Origin of the sequence: Mucilaginibacter terrenus (assembly GCF_003432065.1) — a bacterium.
In the GTDB taxonomy this organism is placed as follows: domain Bacteria; phylum Bacteroidota; class Bacteroidia; order Sphingobacteriales; family Sphingobacteriaceae; genus Mucilaginibacter; species Mucilaginibacter terrenus.
The window spans coordinates 999,663-1,013,393 of the sequence record NZ_QWDE01000002.1; the positions used below are offsets into that span (position 1 = coordinate 999,663).

At 46.0% G+C, this 13,731-nt stretch carries 16 protein-coding genes; 13 read left to right on the forward strand and 3 right to left on the reverse strand.

Annotated features, from left to right (window positions below; genetic code table 11):
* Positions 1-10 precede the first annotated feature (10 nt).
* Together DYU05_RS15160 and DYU05_RS15165 are read right to left on the reverse strand one after the other, a co-directional pair.
* Positions 11-1,876 carry an LTA synthase family protein gene (locus tag DYU05_RS15160; protein WP_117383936.1) on the reverse strand — a complete coding sequence of 622 codons (1,866 nt, stop codon included), beginning with the start codon at positions 1,874-1,876 and terminating at the stop codon, positions 11-13.
* A gap of 67 nt (positions 1,877-1,943) precedes the next feature.
* Positions 1,944-3,146 (reverse strand): aminotransferase class V-fold PLP-dependent enzyme, encoded by a 1,203-nt coding sequence (locus tag DYU05_RS15165; protein WP_117383937.1) that lies wholly within the window; start codon positions 3,144-3,146, stop codon positions 1,944-1,946.
* 229 nt (positions 3,147-3,375) lie between these two features.
* Between DYU05_RS15165 and DYU05_RS15170 the strand changes: the two genes are divergently transcribed.
* Positions 3,376-3,999, forward strand: coding sequence for a hypothetical protein (locus DYU05_RS15170; RefSeq protein WP_117383938.1), 624 nt, complete (start codon positions 3,376-3,378; stop codon positions 3,997-3,999).
* A 62-nt stretch (positions 4,000-4,061) separates the two neighbouring features.
* A complete protein-coding gene (locus DYU05_RS15175) occupies positions 4,062-4,514 on the forward strand; it encodes a hypothetical protein (protein WP_117383939.1) in 453 nt (150 codons plus the stop codon).
* 467 nt (positions 4,515-4,981) lie between these two features.
* On the opposite strand, the gene DYU05_RS15180 is transcribed toward DYU05_RS15175, so the two are convergent.
* Positions 4,982-5,965 (reverse strand): hypothetical protein, encoded by a 984-nt coding sequence (locus DYU05_RS15180; RefSeq protein WP_117383940.1) that lies wholly within the window; start codon positions 5,963-5,965, stop codon positions 4,982-4,984.
* A gap of 59 nt (positions 5,966-6,024) precedes the next feature.
* On the opposite strand from DYU05_RS15180, the gene DYU05_RS15185 reads away from it, so the two are divergent.
* From DYU05_RS15185 to DYU05_RS15235, 11 genes are all read left to right on the forward strand, one after another.
* Positions 6,025-6,600, forward strand: coding sequence for a TlpA family protein disulfide reductase (locus DYU05_RS15185; RefSeq protein ID WP_117383941.1), 576 nt, complete (start codon positions 6,025-6,027; stop codon positions 6,598-6,600).
* 65 nt (positions 6,601-6,665) lie between these two features.
* Entirely contained in the window at positions 6,666-7,052 is a 387-nt protein-coding gene (locus tag DYU05_RS15190) for a transmembrane 220 family protein (RefSeq protein WP_117383942.1), read from the forward strand.
* An 8-nt stretch (positions 7,053-7,060) separates the two neighbouring features.
* The gene (locus DYU05_RS15195) at positions 7,061-8,047 is read left to right on the forward strand and encodes an aldo/keto reductase (RefSeq protein WP_117383943.1); all 987 of its coding nucleotides are present in this window, start codon (positions 7,061-7,063) and stop codon (positions 8,045-8,047) included.
* A 104-nt stretch (positions 8,048-8,151) separates the two neighbouring features.
* Positions 8,152-8,505 (forward strand): YciI family protein, encoded by a 354-nt coding sequence (locus DYU05_RS15200; protein WP_117383944.1) that lies wholly within the window; start codon positions 8,152-8,154, stop codon positions 8,503-8,505.
* Between the two features lie 49 nt (positions 8,506-8,554).
* Entirely contained in the window at positions 8,555-9,781 is a 1,227-nt protein-coding gene (locus tag DYU05_RS15205; protein ID WP_117383945.1) for an RNA polymerase sigma factor, read from the forward strand.
* Positions 9,782-9,837: 56 nt separating this feature from the next.
* On the forward strand, positions 9,838-10,596 hold the full coding sequence (locus tag DYU05_RS15210) for a DUF72 domain-containing protein (protein ID WP_235854028.1): 759 nt from the start codon (positions 9,838-9,840) through the stop codon (positions 10,594-10,596).
* Positions 10,597-10,634: 38 nt separating this feature from the next.
* On the forward strand, positions 10,635-11,084 hold the full coding sequence (locus tag DYU05_RS15215; RefSeq protein ID WP_117383946.1) for a hypothetical protein: 450 nt from the start codon (positions 10,635-10,637) through the stop codon (positions 11,082-11,084).
* 109 nt (positions 11,085-11,193) lie between these two features.
* Entirely contained in the window at positions 11,194-11,910 is a 717-nt protein-coding gene (locus DYU05_RS15220; protein ID WP_133300243.1) for a hypothetical protein, read from the forward strand.
* 130 nt (positions 11,911-12,040) lie between these two features.
* Positions 12,041-12,835 (forward strand): HipA family kinase, encoded by a 795-nt coding sequence (locus DYU05_RS15225; RefSeq protein ID WP_117383948.1) that lies wholly within the window; start codon positions 12,041-12,043, stop codon positions 12,833-12,835.
* Positions 12,813-13,196, forward strand: coding sequence for a DUF3037 domain-containing protein (locus DYU05_RS15230; protein ID WP_117383949.1), 384 nt, complete (start codon positions 12,813-12,815; stop codon positions 13,194-13,196). The genes DYU05_RS15225 and DYU05_RS15230 overlap by 23 nt, the downstream gene beginning before the upstream one ends.
* A gap of 44 nt (positions 13,197-13,240) precedes the next feature.
* Positions 13,241-13,723 (forward strand): lipocalin-like domain-containing protein, encoded by a 483-nt coding sequence (locus DYU05_RS15235; protein ID WP_117383950.1) that lies wholly within the window; start codon positions 13,241-13,243, stop codon positions 13,721-13,723.
* Positions 13,724-13,731 lie beyond the last annotated feature (8 nt).

Sequence of the window (13,731 nt, forward strand, 5' to 3'; positions counted from 1 at the left end):
TGATGATCTGTTAATACTTCATGTATTCGGTAAATACCTGCTGCAAAAAGGCTTTACCATACAACAGCGTGCTATCTATTGTGGCCTGGGGTAGTTTACGGTTTTCTACGTAACTTATCCGCTTGCCGGCATTATCATAGGTGACAGCCTGCTGTGGTGTTTTAAAGCCCATTCCGTTGTCCCAATCGAAAAAGGCAAATGGCTTGCTGTACGGGTTCAGCAGGTTTTTAGACCACTTAAATTGTTTATGCGGAATGTTTAACTGTGCCAGCAGGGTGGCTGCCATATCGGTTTGCCCGCCCAGTTTGTTTATGTGTTTGCCGCGGTATGCTGGTTTTATCACATCACCAAAAAACAACATCGGGATGTGGTACTTGCGTGGGTTATACGGTTCCGAATGATCCAGCGGAAGACGGTGACCGTGGTCTGCAATCAACACAAACAAAGTATTTTTGTACCAGGGTTGTTTCTTGGCCAGGTCGAAATACTCCTTCAGGCTCGCATCGGTGTAATAAGCTGTACTGCGGAACTTATTGGGCAGGTCTTCGCCGGGAAAGTGTGGTTTCACCGGGACTTCAAAGGGCTCGTGATTGCTAAGGGTTTGCACATAGCTGAAGAAAGGCTGCTGCTGCCCGGTAAGATATTGCACGTTACGCTTCAGCAGTACATCGTCATGCGCCCCCCACTTGGAGTTCATCTCTTTGGCAGCAAAGTTCTGCTTGTCTACAATCTCTTTAATGTGGTGGCTTAGCAGGTAAGCCCGAAAGTTCATAAATTCGCTTTCACCGCCGTAAAAATAGGAGGTATGGTAATGCTCATCTGCAAATACACTGCTTAGTGCGGGCAAATGTTCCTGCCGTGCATTATCAATCACGATGGTGCGAAGGGCCTGCGACGGAAAGGCGCTCATAATGCCGATCATGCCTTTATCAGTACGGTCGCTGGTGGCGTAAATACTGTCGAACAGCACGCCTTGTTTTATAAACTGCTCAAAGTTTGGCGCGTCCCCCTTTTCACCGCCGAGCGACGCGATCAGGTCTGCAGTAAAACTTTCCAGCTGAAAAATTACCACGTTTGGCCTTGTGGTGGTCAGCAGCATTTCGGTGGTGTCTTTTTTAACCGCGTACATGCTGTCCACCAATGCAGCCGCTTTGTCAGCAGGCATAAAAAGGTAAGGATTCTCCGGGTTCTGCACGCTTTCAGTGGTATTTTGCAGCAGGTTCCATTCGGTGTTTAAGGCACATTGGTTTAGTATAGGCTTATCGCTAAAATAGGCGTTGCTCTGGCTCATGGGGGCCAGCTGCAGCCCACCGCGAATAACTACCAGGTTAAGCCCGAACAGCACCACAAATATTAGCGGCTTGGCTATAAACGGAACAGATGGCTTTCTGAATTTGTAATCTATAATGTATTCTGACAGTAAAGCACCTGTTACCAGCAGGCCTATACCAATACTTAAACTAAGTGCGATAGGAGATGAGCTGCTGGAAGCCAATCCTTCTTTAGGCGCATCAAAAAAGTTAGCAAACACCCGGTACGTAACCTTGGTGCCCCATTCCCGGAAGATATTGAGATTTACGATGGCTATTAAGGCTATCAAAAATAGCACGGTATATACATACACCCTAAGCCATACCGGTTTAATGTGCTTCTTAAAAAACCAGCCAATACCAAACACCAGGAGGGGGATAACAGCGATGTATCCCGCGGCAGATGCATCCATCCGCATGCCATACAAGTAGGCTTGCAGCACTTCGCCGGCGCTTACGCCGCGCAGGTTATCCTTAAAGTAAAGTACAAATGCAGTTCGGGTAAAAACGCCGAACAAAGTCCAGAATAAAAGGAAGCGGCAAAAGCTGATCAGGGTTTTTAACATCGGGGCTCAAAATTAGGCATTTAATGTTGATGTTAAAATGCGGTTAACCTTTGCGCCACAGTAAACGCTAAGCTTTCGTTATCTCTTCCAGCACGCTGCACAACGTCCGGATCTCCTCCTCGGTATTGTAGTAATGCACGGATGCTCTTACTGTTGCTGCAAGGTGGTGCTTGTTCATGTAAATTAGGGTGGAGATTGCTTTGGCAACAGAAACATTAATTTGCTTTGCTGATAGCCTGGTTTTTACTTCTGCTGCATCTATGCCGGCTACAGAAAAGGTTACTATACCACACTGCATACTGCCAATGTCATGTACGGTTATGCCGTCTATATTACGCAGCTCTGTACGCATCAAACTTGCCAGGTGTTGTATACGCATCCATATCTTATCCAGGCCTATAGCAAGCGCGTAATCAATTGCTTTACCCAGCCCAAGTGTAAGTGCACGGCTTTTCTCGTACAATTCAAACCGCCGTGCATCGGGCCTTGCTTTGAAATCGTCTTCGCTTACCCACTCGGCGGCAAGGCTGTCCATCAGTATGAGCTTCAATTTGTCCTGCACGGCTTTGCGCACGTATAAAAACCCGGTGCCCCGCGGCGCGCGCAGGTATTTGCGGCCGGTTACAGATAGCATGTCGCAGCCTATCGACTCAACATTCACCGGGAGCTGGCCCGCGCTTTGGCAGGCATCTACCAGGTAAAGGATGTTGTGCCTGCGTGCTATTTGCCCAATCTCCGCTATGGGCATCATGCCGCCCGATGTAGAAGGTATGTGCGTTACCGCTATCAGTTTTGTTTGCGGATTAATGGCATCCTCCAGCGCCCGGAGGGAGTAATCGCCGTTTTCATCGTTAGGGATAAGTGTTATTTTGATGCCGTGGTTCTTGCGCGCATTTATAAAGCCCATTAAATTGGTAACGTACTCCATCTCGGAGATGATCACTTCATCCCCCGGCTTAAAGTCGATACCATTGAACAGCAATCCCCAGCCCACACTCGCGCTCTCCACTATTGCTACTTCTTCCCGGCCGGCGTTTATCAGTTGTGCAATCAGGTCATAAGTGCGGTCGAGCTGGGCGGTGTACTTAGCTTCCGTTTCGTAACCACCGAAAACTGCTTCTTCGTCCAGGTAAGCCTTAACGGTATCTACAACAACATCCGGCGGTAAGGATGATCCCGCATTGTTAAAATGTATGCGTTGTGCGGTGCCTTTCGTTTCGGCACGTAGCTGTGCTATTTCGGCGTCGGTTAATGGTAAGGGCTGGTTCATACCGCCAAAGTAATGGCTATATAGTTAGCAGGCAACTGTTTCGGCAAAAATGAATTTATGCAGACCCTATGATCAGGTACTTCGCAGTTTAAGATCGTAAGGAACGATACCATCGCAAAACAAATAGGAATACGTTTTAGCATTTGGGGCAGGTAACAATTGCTATCTTGAGGAGTTTATAAAAGAGCCTTACCATAAGGTTGTTTTTCATTTACCTGGCGTTGCGATTATGAACGGTTTTTTGCTGATTTTTGAAGATCGTATAAAAGATTTTTGGGAGAAATATACCGAAGCGGAGATGCAGGAGCTCTTTGCCGATATACTTACCTACGCTAATGCCAACCCGCAGGCCTTTGTAAAGGAACTGGAGCAGGTACAATTTGATCCGGTTTTGCAGCCCCTCCCAATAGTACTTGAAGCGCTTTCGAGAGATTCGGATAAGTGGGGGGAGTTTTTTGTCAACCTGCTGAATACCATCCTGGTTAAAGCAAAATCGTCTGCCAATCCGCAGGAGATGGTAGATAACCTGATAGAGTTTGCGCATATAGAAACCCATCCTAAGCTATTTGTAAAGCACGTGGCAAAACGGCTGCACCAGGAACTGACCGACGATAATCTGTACACCAAGAGCGCGGCTATATCCATGCTGCCCAACTACCTGGATAACCCCGTAGTAGTAGATAAAGAGGATATTATACAGGAGCTGCAAAACAAGCTCAGGAACCCTAAATGGCAGATACGCTATCTTGCCTATATCTCCCTCAAAAAGTTCAACTTACTCCCTCCGGATTACAGCTTGTCGTTTACCGATAAGCTGCTGAGAATGTATAAGGGCAGGCCGCTTACGTATTAAACAATCCTCTTGCTATTTGCATATTTTATTTAACTTAGGGCTACCAACCAAACCTTTAAAAAATGATTGATACAGAAGAGTTGCTGCCCGAAGTAACATCTATAGATGCAAAAGTATTTCTTGCAAAACATGTGCGATTGGCCACTTTTTTAGGCGGCCCCATAGCTGGAGGATACATAATTGCCGAGAATTATAAAGCCTTAAACGATTACCGCATGGCAAAAAATACATGGGCGGTTACCCTATTGGTAACGGTTGCAGTTTTTGGTGCCATCCTATACTTGCCCGGAGTATCGCGCTTGCCATCTGTCTTTTTCCCACTATTATTTAGTTTAGCAGGTTACCAGCTCACAGTTATTTTACAGGACAAGCGGTTATACGCGTATATGAATAATGGCGGTACCGCATACAATTGGGGCAGGCCAGTAGTCGTAAGTTTAATAGCATGTGTGGTGCAACTCTTTTTAATTTTTATCGTAGCTATAGCCAGCGACATGACAGCGCTGCTGCATTAAGATAGGCTCCATCCACCAACGGAATTAATTTAAGGTCACGCTAAGCCAAAAACGCAGCTTCATCCATGCTCGCCAACTTTAGTGTATGTGTTCAACAAACGGTTGAATAGTTCGGCTATAAGCTATACCATGTAGAGGCCTTCCCGATTTTTTACTTTATTGACAAAGCCGGGAAAATTGCGGAAGTAAAACTCGGGTATGACGATAATTTCGAAAAAGAAGCAACGCTGATAATCGATTCCCTGCTAAAGAAATAAACTTGTACGGGTTCTATCATGGCGTGTATACGTGCTGGTCAGTCACGTATACACGCGCAAAAAGTGTAACACCGTCGAAAAAGCTGTATCATGGTTCCAAAAACTGTAACACGGTTTTTTGTTAAAATTTTGTTATAGAGGTCTTTAAGTGTTTTTCGTCCTAAAAAAGTGTAACAGGTGTAACACGCTGCCGTGTTACAGTGCGTGGTGTTACCAGTGCTTGTCGGCCAATTCTCTCCTGTCTACGTTCTCGGTAGTATTAGGCGACTTGTTGTAAGCCAGGTAGTATACGTAACGGTTGTTCTTGTTAAGGCCGGGCATCAGCTTATTAATAGCCTTGCGTACCTGCATGTTCTCGTAGCTGATGCCGGCGGTATCTTTAAACGGTATATGCGAAAGGTAGCTGATAATGGGAAAGCTGCCCTCGCCGGTAGATTTGTTGTAAAACCCAATGATCCTGGGCTTGGTACTCACCTCTTCAACAATCAACGGGAACTTGTATAGCTTGTTGGCGTCATCAGCAACCTGCCGGTAAAACTCCTTTATTTCTGCATCGTTTTTGTATTGCCAGATCTCGCTGGGGCTTAATGCGGTAACCGCCAGGGTAGCCTGGTGTAAAGCATCTACGGTATAGTGATTTTGATAGCTTTTTTTAGCCTGGATATAAAGTTCCTGCGCAGTCTTGCCGTTAAACGTGAACTTACCTATGCTAATAGAAGCCAGCTTCCAGCCGTAATTGTAGTTGGCAAATGTGGCGGTTATCATCTCCTGGTCGGGTTGTTTTTTATTAACGGGCGTAAACATGGCAATGTACATTTCCTCCGCATCGGCCAGGAAGATGAGTTTATGCGGATTAGTTTTGTCGGCAGCGGTTATGGTATCATAGCCAATGTACTTGTTTATGGTGTAGTACTCTTCAAAGCGGGTGAAGCTGTCTACCACCATACGGTGCCCAATATTGCCCGCGAGCGCGTAAAAGTTTCCGTTCTCCAGCAGTTCTTTCGAAATAACGTCTTCCAGGCCCTTGTGGTCCCCTTTTTTCATCATCGCGAAAACCTTGTTGTTAAGCTCCTGAAGGTCCTCGCGCTTGCCTGATTTTATCTGGTCGTTTTTCCATGCGCCAACATCCGGACTACAGCTTTGGAAAAACAAAAGGATTGCGCATAGGAAAAGATAAGGGGAAAAGGTTTTCATGGGTACGAATATAACTGCCCAAGCATTATACAACAACCTTATTTAACTAATTTTGAAAGATGAACAAGCGGTGGTTATCAAAGGGCAATATCTGGAACGCGGTGTTAATAATAGCACTGCTGGTACTGGTATTCGTACCGGCTGCAAAAGCATTACTGATACGCGGCTTAATGGGAGTGGGGCTCTTTAACCCAGATGTCAATACAGCTGAAAATACAAAAGCTCCGGCCGCTCCGGAAATGATCTTCATCGACCGTAACGATAAAGCCATCAGTCTTTCTCAGTTGAGAGGTAAAGTGGTGGTGCTGAACTTCTGGGCAACCTGGTGCCCGCCGTGTCTTGCCGAGATGCCATCATTAAATGGTTTGCAGCAACAGTTCAAGGGAAACAATAACGTGAGCTTTGTAATGGTGGATGCAGATGGTGAACTCCCCAAATCGGCTAAGTTTATGGCTGATAAAGGCTATCAACTATTCGTTTACAGGATGGATGATATGCCAGGTACTGTATTTGCCGGCTCGTTACCGACAACAGTTGTCATCAACAAGCAAGGCAAGATCGTGTTCCGGCATGAAGGTACAGCTAACTACAACAGCGACGACATGGTTGATTTCATTAAGAAATTGTCTCAATAATAATTAATCGATCTACGCTGTTGTCATTTCAATTCCTCAAATTAGTGCTTTAAATCAGCCCCGTAATGAAAATTTTTAACATCGTTTTTTGTGTTCTTTTTATATTGTTTGCTGCACTGCAATACAACGACCCGGACCCGTATGTATGGGTACCCATTTACCTGTATAGCGCGGGATTATGCTACCTCGCATCAAAAAAACAGTTTTATCCTAAAGCTTACCTTTTTGGCATAGTTGTTTATGCTTTATATGCGGCTTACCTGTTTTTTGATAAAACCGGTGTATTGGACTGGATAGACGAGCATCATCACGAAAGCATGGTACAAACCATGAAGGCCGAAAAGCCCTGGATAGAAGAATCGCGGGAGTTTTTTGGATTAGTGATATTGATTGTTGTTATAGCCATAAACTGGGCGTATTCAAAGCGTGTGGCAAAGCCGGCAGATAAATAAAATCAATTATGAAATACAGGACCCTAGGGAATACATCAGAACAACTTTCGGCTGTTGGGCTTGGTTGCATGGGTATGAGCCACGCCTACGGCGAGCCGAACGACGAAGAATCAATAGCGACACTTAACCTGGCGCTGGAACTGGGCGTGAACTTTTGGGATACCGCCGATGTTTACGGCAGCGGTGAGAATGAAAAGCTGATATCGCAGGTATTAACGCCTAATCGCAACAAGATTTTTCTGGCAACAAAATTCGGTTTCAGAGCCGATGTAAGCGGTAAGCTGTCAACTTTTGATGGTTCGCCTGCTTATATAAAAACTGCCGTTGAAGCAAGCCTTAAACGCCTGCAAACAGACGTGATAGACTTGTATTACGCCCATCGTATTGACCCGAACGTACCGGTGGAAGAAATGGTAGGTGCCATGGCCGATCTGGTAAAAGAAGGGAAGGTGCGCTACATAGGCTTGTCGGAAGCATCGGCTAATAGCATCAGGCGGGCGCATGCAGTACATCCCATTGCTGCCCTGCAGAGCGAGTACTCCTTACTAACCCGTGATGTAGAGAGCGAGATACTGCCGCTGTGTAAAGAGTTGAACATATCGTTCGTTCCTTTTAGTCCGCTGGCAAGGGGACTGGTCACCAACAAACTCAACCTTGATGAACTAAAAGAGGGCGACTTCCGCAAGACATTGCCGCGTTATCAGCAGGAGCATGCCGACAATAACACGCGCCTGGCGCAGGGCTTTGCGGAAATAGCGCAAGAAGTAGGATGTACTCCAGCGCAACTGGCTATAGCGTGGGTACTAAGCCATGGCGAAAACATTATCCCGATACCGGGTACCAAGAAGCGTAAGTACCTGGAAGAAAACGCCGGCAGTGCCGATGTACAGCTAACGCCGGAAAACCTGGAGGAAATTGAATCGCTGCTGAAGAAATATCCAAATGTTGGCGACCGGTACAACGAAGGTAACTGGAAGTTTGTCGACAGGAACTAACAATGCAACTTAATGCAAAACTTTAGTCCGGGTGTCCAATCCGCGCAACCTCACTTGTTATTGCAGTATAAATATCAAACAGTAACAATTTAATTTAAAGCAAAATGAACGAGTATGTTTTAATTATGAGGCACGAGGACGGATCAAAGATTGCCTCGCCCGAGCAAATGGAAATTTGGATGAAACAAACTATGGACTGGATTGGCGGTATAGCAGCCCAGAACAAGTTTGTTGGCGGCACCGGTCTGCCTTTTGATGATGCGCGAGTAGTGGGTAGTAATGGTGTAGTAACCAACGGCGCTTTTGGAGACATTAAGGAAACCATTGGTGGCTTTATTACCGTACGAGCCGATTCGGTTGAAGAAGCGGTGGAATTTGCAAAGGGCTGCCCGGTATTACAAGGGCCTGGCAACACCATGGAGGTGCGCCGGATAGCTAAGAATGATGGTGCACACTAACCATCCTTTAGCGGACAATGGAAACATTGGCCGCTAACATTTATACGTCATGGAGCAAACCCAGCTAATACCGCACCTTTTCCGGACCGAGTTCCGTAAAATAACAGCGGTGCTTTGCAAGTCGTTCGGGATAGAGAATATTACCGTCGCAGAGGATATCGCAAGTGACACCTTTCTCTCCGCAATGGAGGTGTGGCCTTACAAAGGAGTGCCTCCTAATCCTGCTGCCTGGCTTTATACAGTTGCCCGTAACAAGGCCAGGAATATGCTTACAAGAAACAAAGTATTTGCTGACAAGATTTCGCAGGAATTAAGCTCAGATGGCGCTTCAAAAACCTTTGAAATAGACCTTAGTCTCCAAAACATTGCGGACAGTCAGCTTCAAATGTTGTTTGCTATCTGCCACCCTACCTTAAGTGTAGAAGCGCAGATTGGCCTCGCGTTGCGTATACTTTGCGGCTTTGGTATTGATGAAATAGCCACCGCATTTATAAGCAACAAAGACACCATCAATAAACGGCTGTATCGCGCAAAGGAGAAACTTAGAGTAAACCAGGTAGCAATAGAATTTCCGCTGCAAGCAGAGATTGCCAAGCGACTTCCTGCGGTACTTACAACCATTTACCTGCTGTTTAATGAGGGTTATTATTCTGAGAGCAATAACCTGGTGTTGCGAAAAGACCTTTGCTATGAAGCCATGCGGCTGGCAGAGATGCTGCTGGCTTACCCACCTGCTGACTTGCCACAGGTACACGCTTTACTCGCATTAATGTACTTTCACGCTTCACGCTTTGAGGCGCGGCTCGGTACAACAGGCGAATTAATTTTGTACGAAGATCAGGATGAAACACTTTGGGACAAGCAACTGATAAGTGAAGGCGCGCGGCATCTGCACATGGCATCAACAGGAGCACAGCTATCCAGGTATCATTTAGAAGCCGGTATAGCTTACTGGCATACCATTAAAGAAGACACGGTTGCTAAATGGGAGAATATCCTGCATCTTTTTAACCAGTTATTGGCTTTACAGTATTCGCCGGTGGCTGCTCTTAACCGCACCTATGCCCTTGCTAAATTGCGCGGCAATGAAGCGGCAATAGCCGCCGCCGAGCAGCTGCAGCTTAATGATAATCCATTTTATTTTGCTTTGCTTGGAGAGTTGTACAGAGATGTAGATAGTGTACTATCGCGCCAAAACTTCACGTTGGCACTGGGCCTGGCTAAAACGGATGCCGACAGGCAACAATTAAACAGGAAGCTCTCCCTGCTGGTTTAATGCTAACAGGCAAGCGAATGATGCAAACAAAACGCTTGTGCAGGCATTTCTTAAACATGGATAATAAAGGCAACTATTTTTCGGGAACCAGCAACCTTGTGTTGCCCGTGCGCAATAAGGAAGCGTATCCGCCGGAGTACCGCGATAAAAGCCGTCTCACATTTTATGGATCGTTGTTTACCAGCCTGGAGGTGAACAGCTGCTTTTATAGGTTACCCATGCATCGTACTGTAATAAAATGGGCAGGCGAAGTACCTGAAGGTTTCCGATTCACCTATAAGCTTTGGAAAGGTATTACCCACAACAAAGGGCTGGAATATAATTCAAACGATGTACACCGCTTTTTGAGTGTTATTGGCGGCGCAAACGAAAAAAAAGGTTCCCTGCTGGTGCAATTCCCGGCAAGTATTACCAGCGCTTGCCGCCTGCAAATGGAGCGTTTGCTGCAGGATGTGCACCACGCAAATACAGAAATTGGCTGGGACGTGGCGGTAGAGTTCCGCAGCAAAACATGGTACACCGAACCTGTGTTCGATCTGCTGCAGCAGCTTGGCATGACCGCGGTATTGCATGACATGCCCGCCTCTGCAACGCCCCTGCGCGAACAGGAAGCTGACTTTGTTTATCTGCGTTTTCATGGTCCTGAAGGTGGTTACCGCGGCAGCTACACCGACCAGTTTTTGTACGAGTACGCGCAGTATATTAACGAGTGGCTGGAGGATGGCAAGCGGGTTTATGCCTACTTCAACAACACCATGGGTGATGCCGTGCAAAACCTGATGACCTTAAATAGCTATGTTAACGGCGAAGAATAGCGCCCGTGTTTGTACCTTAGCAGCTTAAACATACAATAATGAACTTTAGCGTTACTAAATACCTGCTCATTATAATGCTTGCCGGGTCACTAGCCGGCTGCGGCGATAAGAACAAAGGCACAACCGACAATGTTGCGGCTGTAAAAGGCGACAGCACTGTAGCCGTAGGCCACGTAGACCCTAACGCGGGTAAACTGCTGGGCGTGTGGCACGACGCAACTATCCATACCGAAAAAGGCGAACAAATTGCCTATGAGTTGGTGGCTAAGGATGATAAGTACTATATGCAGGTAATTACGTTTACAGCTACAAATCTTACGGTTAACGATGCCCCACCTATATCTCCGTCAGCATCTGAATTAAAAAAAGATGGTGCCAGATACACTGCTATTGACGACCCGAGTCAGGCTTACGAGGTAGACAAAGCGGGCGACCTGTTAATTTACAACGGCGCCGAAATTGTTACCAAATGCAGTAAGCTGCTTTAGCGCGCAGTATCCTCATTCGTAATATCACCGTTACATAGCTTCTTTGCGTTTATCTTGGTTAAACCCAGGCGAGGTAGTATCGTCTATCCTAACAAATAAACAAAAGAAAATGAAAAAGATACTATTGATGATAACCCTTGTGCTTGGCCTGAATGTTTTAGCCCATGCACAAACCAAAGCACACCGCAACCCTGAACAAAGAGCAGAGCGTTTAACCAAAATGCTTTCTGCCAAACTTAACCTGAGTGCTGATCAGTCAACCAAAGTAAAAGCGATTTTTTTGGCACGCGCTACACAGTTGCAAACCATAAAAGCAGACACAGCTGATAGGAAAGCACATCGTGCGCAGGTTAAAAATGTGTTGGCCAATACCGATAAAGAATTATCGGCGGTATTCAATACCAGTCAAAAAGAAGAGTACACCAAACTTAAAGCTGATATCAAAAGCAAGTTTGGGAAACGTGGACGCTTTGGTAAAGGCGATGTAGCACGTAACGGCAAACGTTTCCATAAGAACCCCGAGCAGCGTGCAGAACGTATGACCGGTATGCTGCAAAAGAAGCTGAACCTGAACGCCGATCAGTCTGCCAAAGTAAAGGCTATCTTTTTATCACGTGCAGCTCATGTAGACAGCTTAAGGTCTGCTCAGCCTGCGGATAAGAAATTTGATCGTGGCGCCTTTAAAGAAGTGAAGCAAAAAACTGATAAAGAGATAAGCGCAGTATTAACTGCCGATCAGCAAAAAGCTTACGAGCAGCTTAAAGCACAAAGGAAAGAACATCACAAAAACCGTAAGGATGTGATGGCTCCTGCCGAAGGCAAATAAGATATTTTAGCCGCTACTATAACAATTTAAATCAACGGGCATCCTGTAAAAGGGTGCCCGTTTTTAATTACGTGCCATATAAAAAATATACCGTTACAAAGTATAACATTATATTAGTGCACTCAAACCTATGGGCATTATAGTTCCGCAACTACGTACTGTTAACGTTACCCGTTATGTAACACCGCTACGCGAGGGGGGCTCGCTGCCTGCCATTGCCGAAGCTGACGACGATTTTCTGTACGTTCTTAAATTCAGAGGAGCAGGGCAGGGGCCAAAGGCGCTTATTGCAGAACTTATAGGCGGCGAGATCGCCCGGGTTCTAGGGTTCCGTATTCCTGAACTGGTATTTGTAAACTTAGATGAGGCTTTTGGCCGAACCGAACCCGACGAAGAAATCCAGGATTTGTTAAAATTTAGCGTGGGCTTAAACCTGGCGCTTCATTACCTTTCCGGCGCCATTACTTTTGATCCTACGGTAACTTACGTAGAGACCAAACTGGCATCGCAGATTGTGTGGCTGGATGCATTACTCACCAATGTAGACCGTACTCCGCGCAACACCAATATGCTGATGTGGCACAAGGAACTTTGGCTGATTGACCATGGTGCTGCATTGTATTTTCATCACAGTATGGAGAAGTGGGAAGAGCAGGCGCTTCGCCCGTTTGTTCAGATCAAAGACCATGTGCTTATTCGTCGCGCTGCAGATCTGAAAGAGGTAGATAAAGAATTTAAAGCCATCCTTACGCCGGAACAAATAAACGCTATTGTAGCTATCGTTCCTGATGAATGGCTGAACGACCGGTCGTTCGAAACAGCCGATGAACAACGGCAGGTTTACGCCAAGTTCCTGAACACCCGGATTGCCAACTCTGATATTTTTGTAACCGAAGCACAACATGCAAGATCGCAGCTTATTTGAGTACGCCGTTATACGCGTAGTGCCCAGGGTAGAGCGCGAGGAGTTCATGAACGTGGGGGTGATACTGTATTGCAGCAAGCACAAGTACTTGAAGATGCTGTACAAGCTGGATGCAGATCGTTTGCTGGCCTTTGCTAAAGATGTTGATGTTGAAGTGATCGAACAAAATCTGTCGTCGTTCAAACGCATCTGCGATGGGGATAAAGATGGTGGTCCTATTGCCGAACTGGATGCACCATCGCGCTTTCGTTGGTTAACCGCGACACGCAGCACCGTAGTGCAAACCTCTAAGGTTCACCCCGGCTTCTGTAAAGATGGCGATAATGAATTGCAGAAGCTGTTCGATCAGCTGGTTAACTAAGATCTCACTATATCAAAATAAACTAAATCTCAAATCTCTCAAACATGAAATCCAAATTCCTGCTTATTCCGCTGGTGTTATTAGCCGCCTGTAAAGGACCCGCTAAAGAAACAACCTCAACCAACGCCGGTAACGACTCATCCGCTATTGCGCCAATCCAGGGTACATGGAAACTTATTTCCGCTACAAAGGTGACAAAGGGAGATACCTTGGTAACTTATCCTGAAAAAGGCCACAATGATGAAATGATTAAAGTTGTGAATGGCGATCATTTTGCATTTTTTAAACATGATCTTAAAGACGGCAGCAAGCCTATTTTTGATTCTGGTGCCGGCACCTATAGCTTAAGTGGCGATAATTACACCGAGAACCTGCAGTACTGCAACTACCGCGAATGGGAAGGTCATTCATTTGATTTTAAGGTTACCTTTAAGGGTGATACGCTGGTGCAAAAAGGCATAGAGAAAATAGACAGCCTTAAAATAGACCAGGAAATAGTAGAGACCTACGTCAAGATTAAGAAATAACAGTTGCT

Bases quoted from the DNA above. Each gene is read 5' to 3' on its own strand.
- DYU05_RS15160 (WP_117383936.1), bottom strand. From the start codon at position 1,876: ATGTTAAAAACCCTGATCAGCTTTTGCCGCTTCCTTTTATTCTGGACT.
- DYU05_RS15165 (WP_117383937.1), bottom strand. From the start codon at position 3,146: ATGAACCAGCCCTTACCATTAACCGACGCCGAAATAGCACAGCTACGT.
- DYU05_RS15170 (WP_117383938.1), top strand. From the start codon at position 3,376: ATGAACGGTTTTTTGCTGATTTTTGAAGATCGTATAAAAGATTTTTGG.
- DYU05_RS15175 (WP_117383939.1), top strand. From the start codon at position 4,062: ATGATTGATACAGAAGAGTTGCTGCCCGAAGTAACATCTATAGATGCA.
- DYU05_RS15180 (WP_117383940.1), bottom strand. From the start codon at position 5,965: ATGAAAACCTTTTCCCCTTATCTTTTCCTATGCGCAATCCTTTTGTTT.
- DYU05_RS15185 (WP_117383941.1), top strand. From the start codon at position 6,025: ATGAACAAGCGGTGGTTATCAAAGGGCAATATCTGGAACGCGGTGTTA.
- DYU05_RS15190 (WP_117383942.1), top strand. From the start codon at position 6,666: ATGAAAATTTTTAACATCGTTTTTTGTGTTCTTTTTATATTGTTTGCT.
- DYU05_RS15195 (WP_117383943.1), top strand. From the start codon at position 7,061: ATGAAATACAGGACCCTAGGGAATACATCAGAACAACTTTCGGCTGTT.
- DYU05_RS15200 (WP_117383944.1), top strand. From the start codon at position 8,152: ATGAACGAGTATGTTTTAATTATGAGGCACGAGGACGGATCAAAGATT.
- DYU05_RS15205 (WP_117383945.1), top strand. From the start codon at position 8,555: ATGGAGCAAACCCAGCTAATACCGCACCTTTTCCGGACCGAGTTCCGT.
- DYU05_RS15210 (WP_235854028.1), top strand. From the start codon at position 9,838: ATGGATAATAAAGGCAACTATTTTTCGGGAACCAGCAACCTTGTGTTG.
- DYU05_RS15215 (WP_117383946.1), top strand. From the start codon at position 10,635: ATGAACTTTAGCGTTACTAAATACCTGCTCATTATAATGCTTGCCGGG.
- DYU05_RS15220 (WP_133300243.1), top strand. From the start codon at position 11,194: ATGAAAAAGATACTATTGATGATAACCCTTGTGCTTGGCCTGAATGTT.
- DYU05_RS15225 (WP_117383948.1), top strand. From the start codon at position 12,041: ATGGGCATTATAGTTCCGCAACTACGTACTGTTAACGTTACCCGTTAT.
- DYU05_RS15230 (WP_117383949.1), top strand. From the start codon at position 12,813: ATGCAAGATCGCAGCTTATTTGAGTACGCCGTTATACGCGTAGTGCCC.
- DYU05_RS15235 (WP_117383950.1), top strand. From the start codon at position 13,241: ATGAAATCCAAATTCCTGCTTATTCCGCTGGTGTTATTAGCCGCCTGT.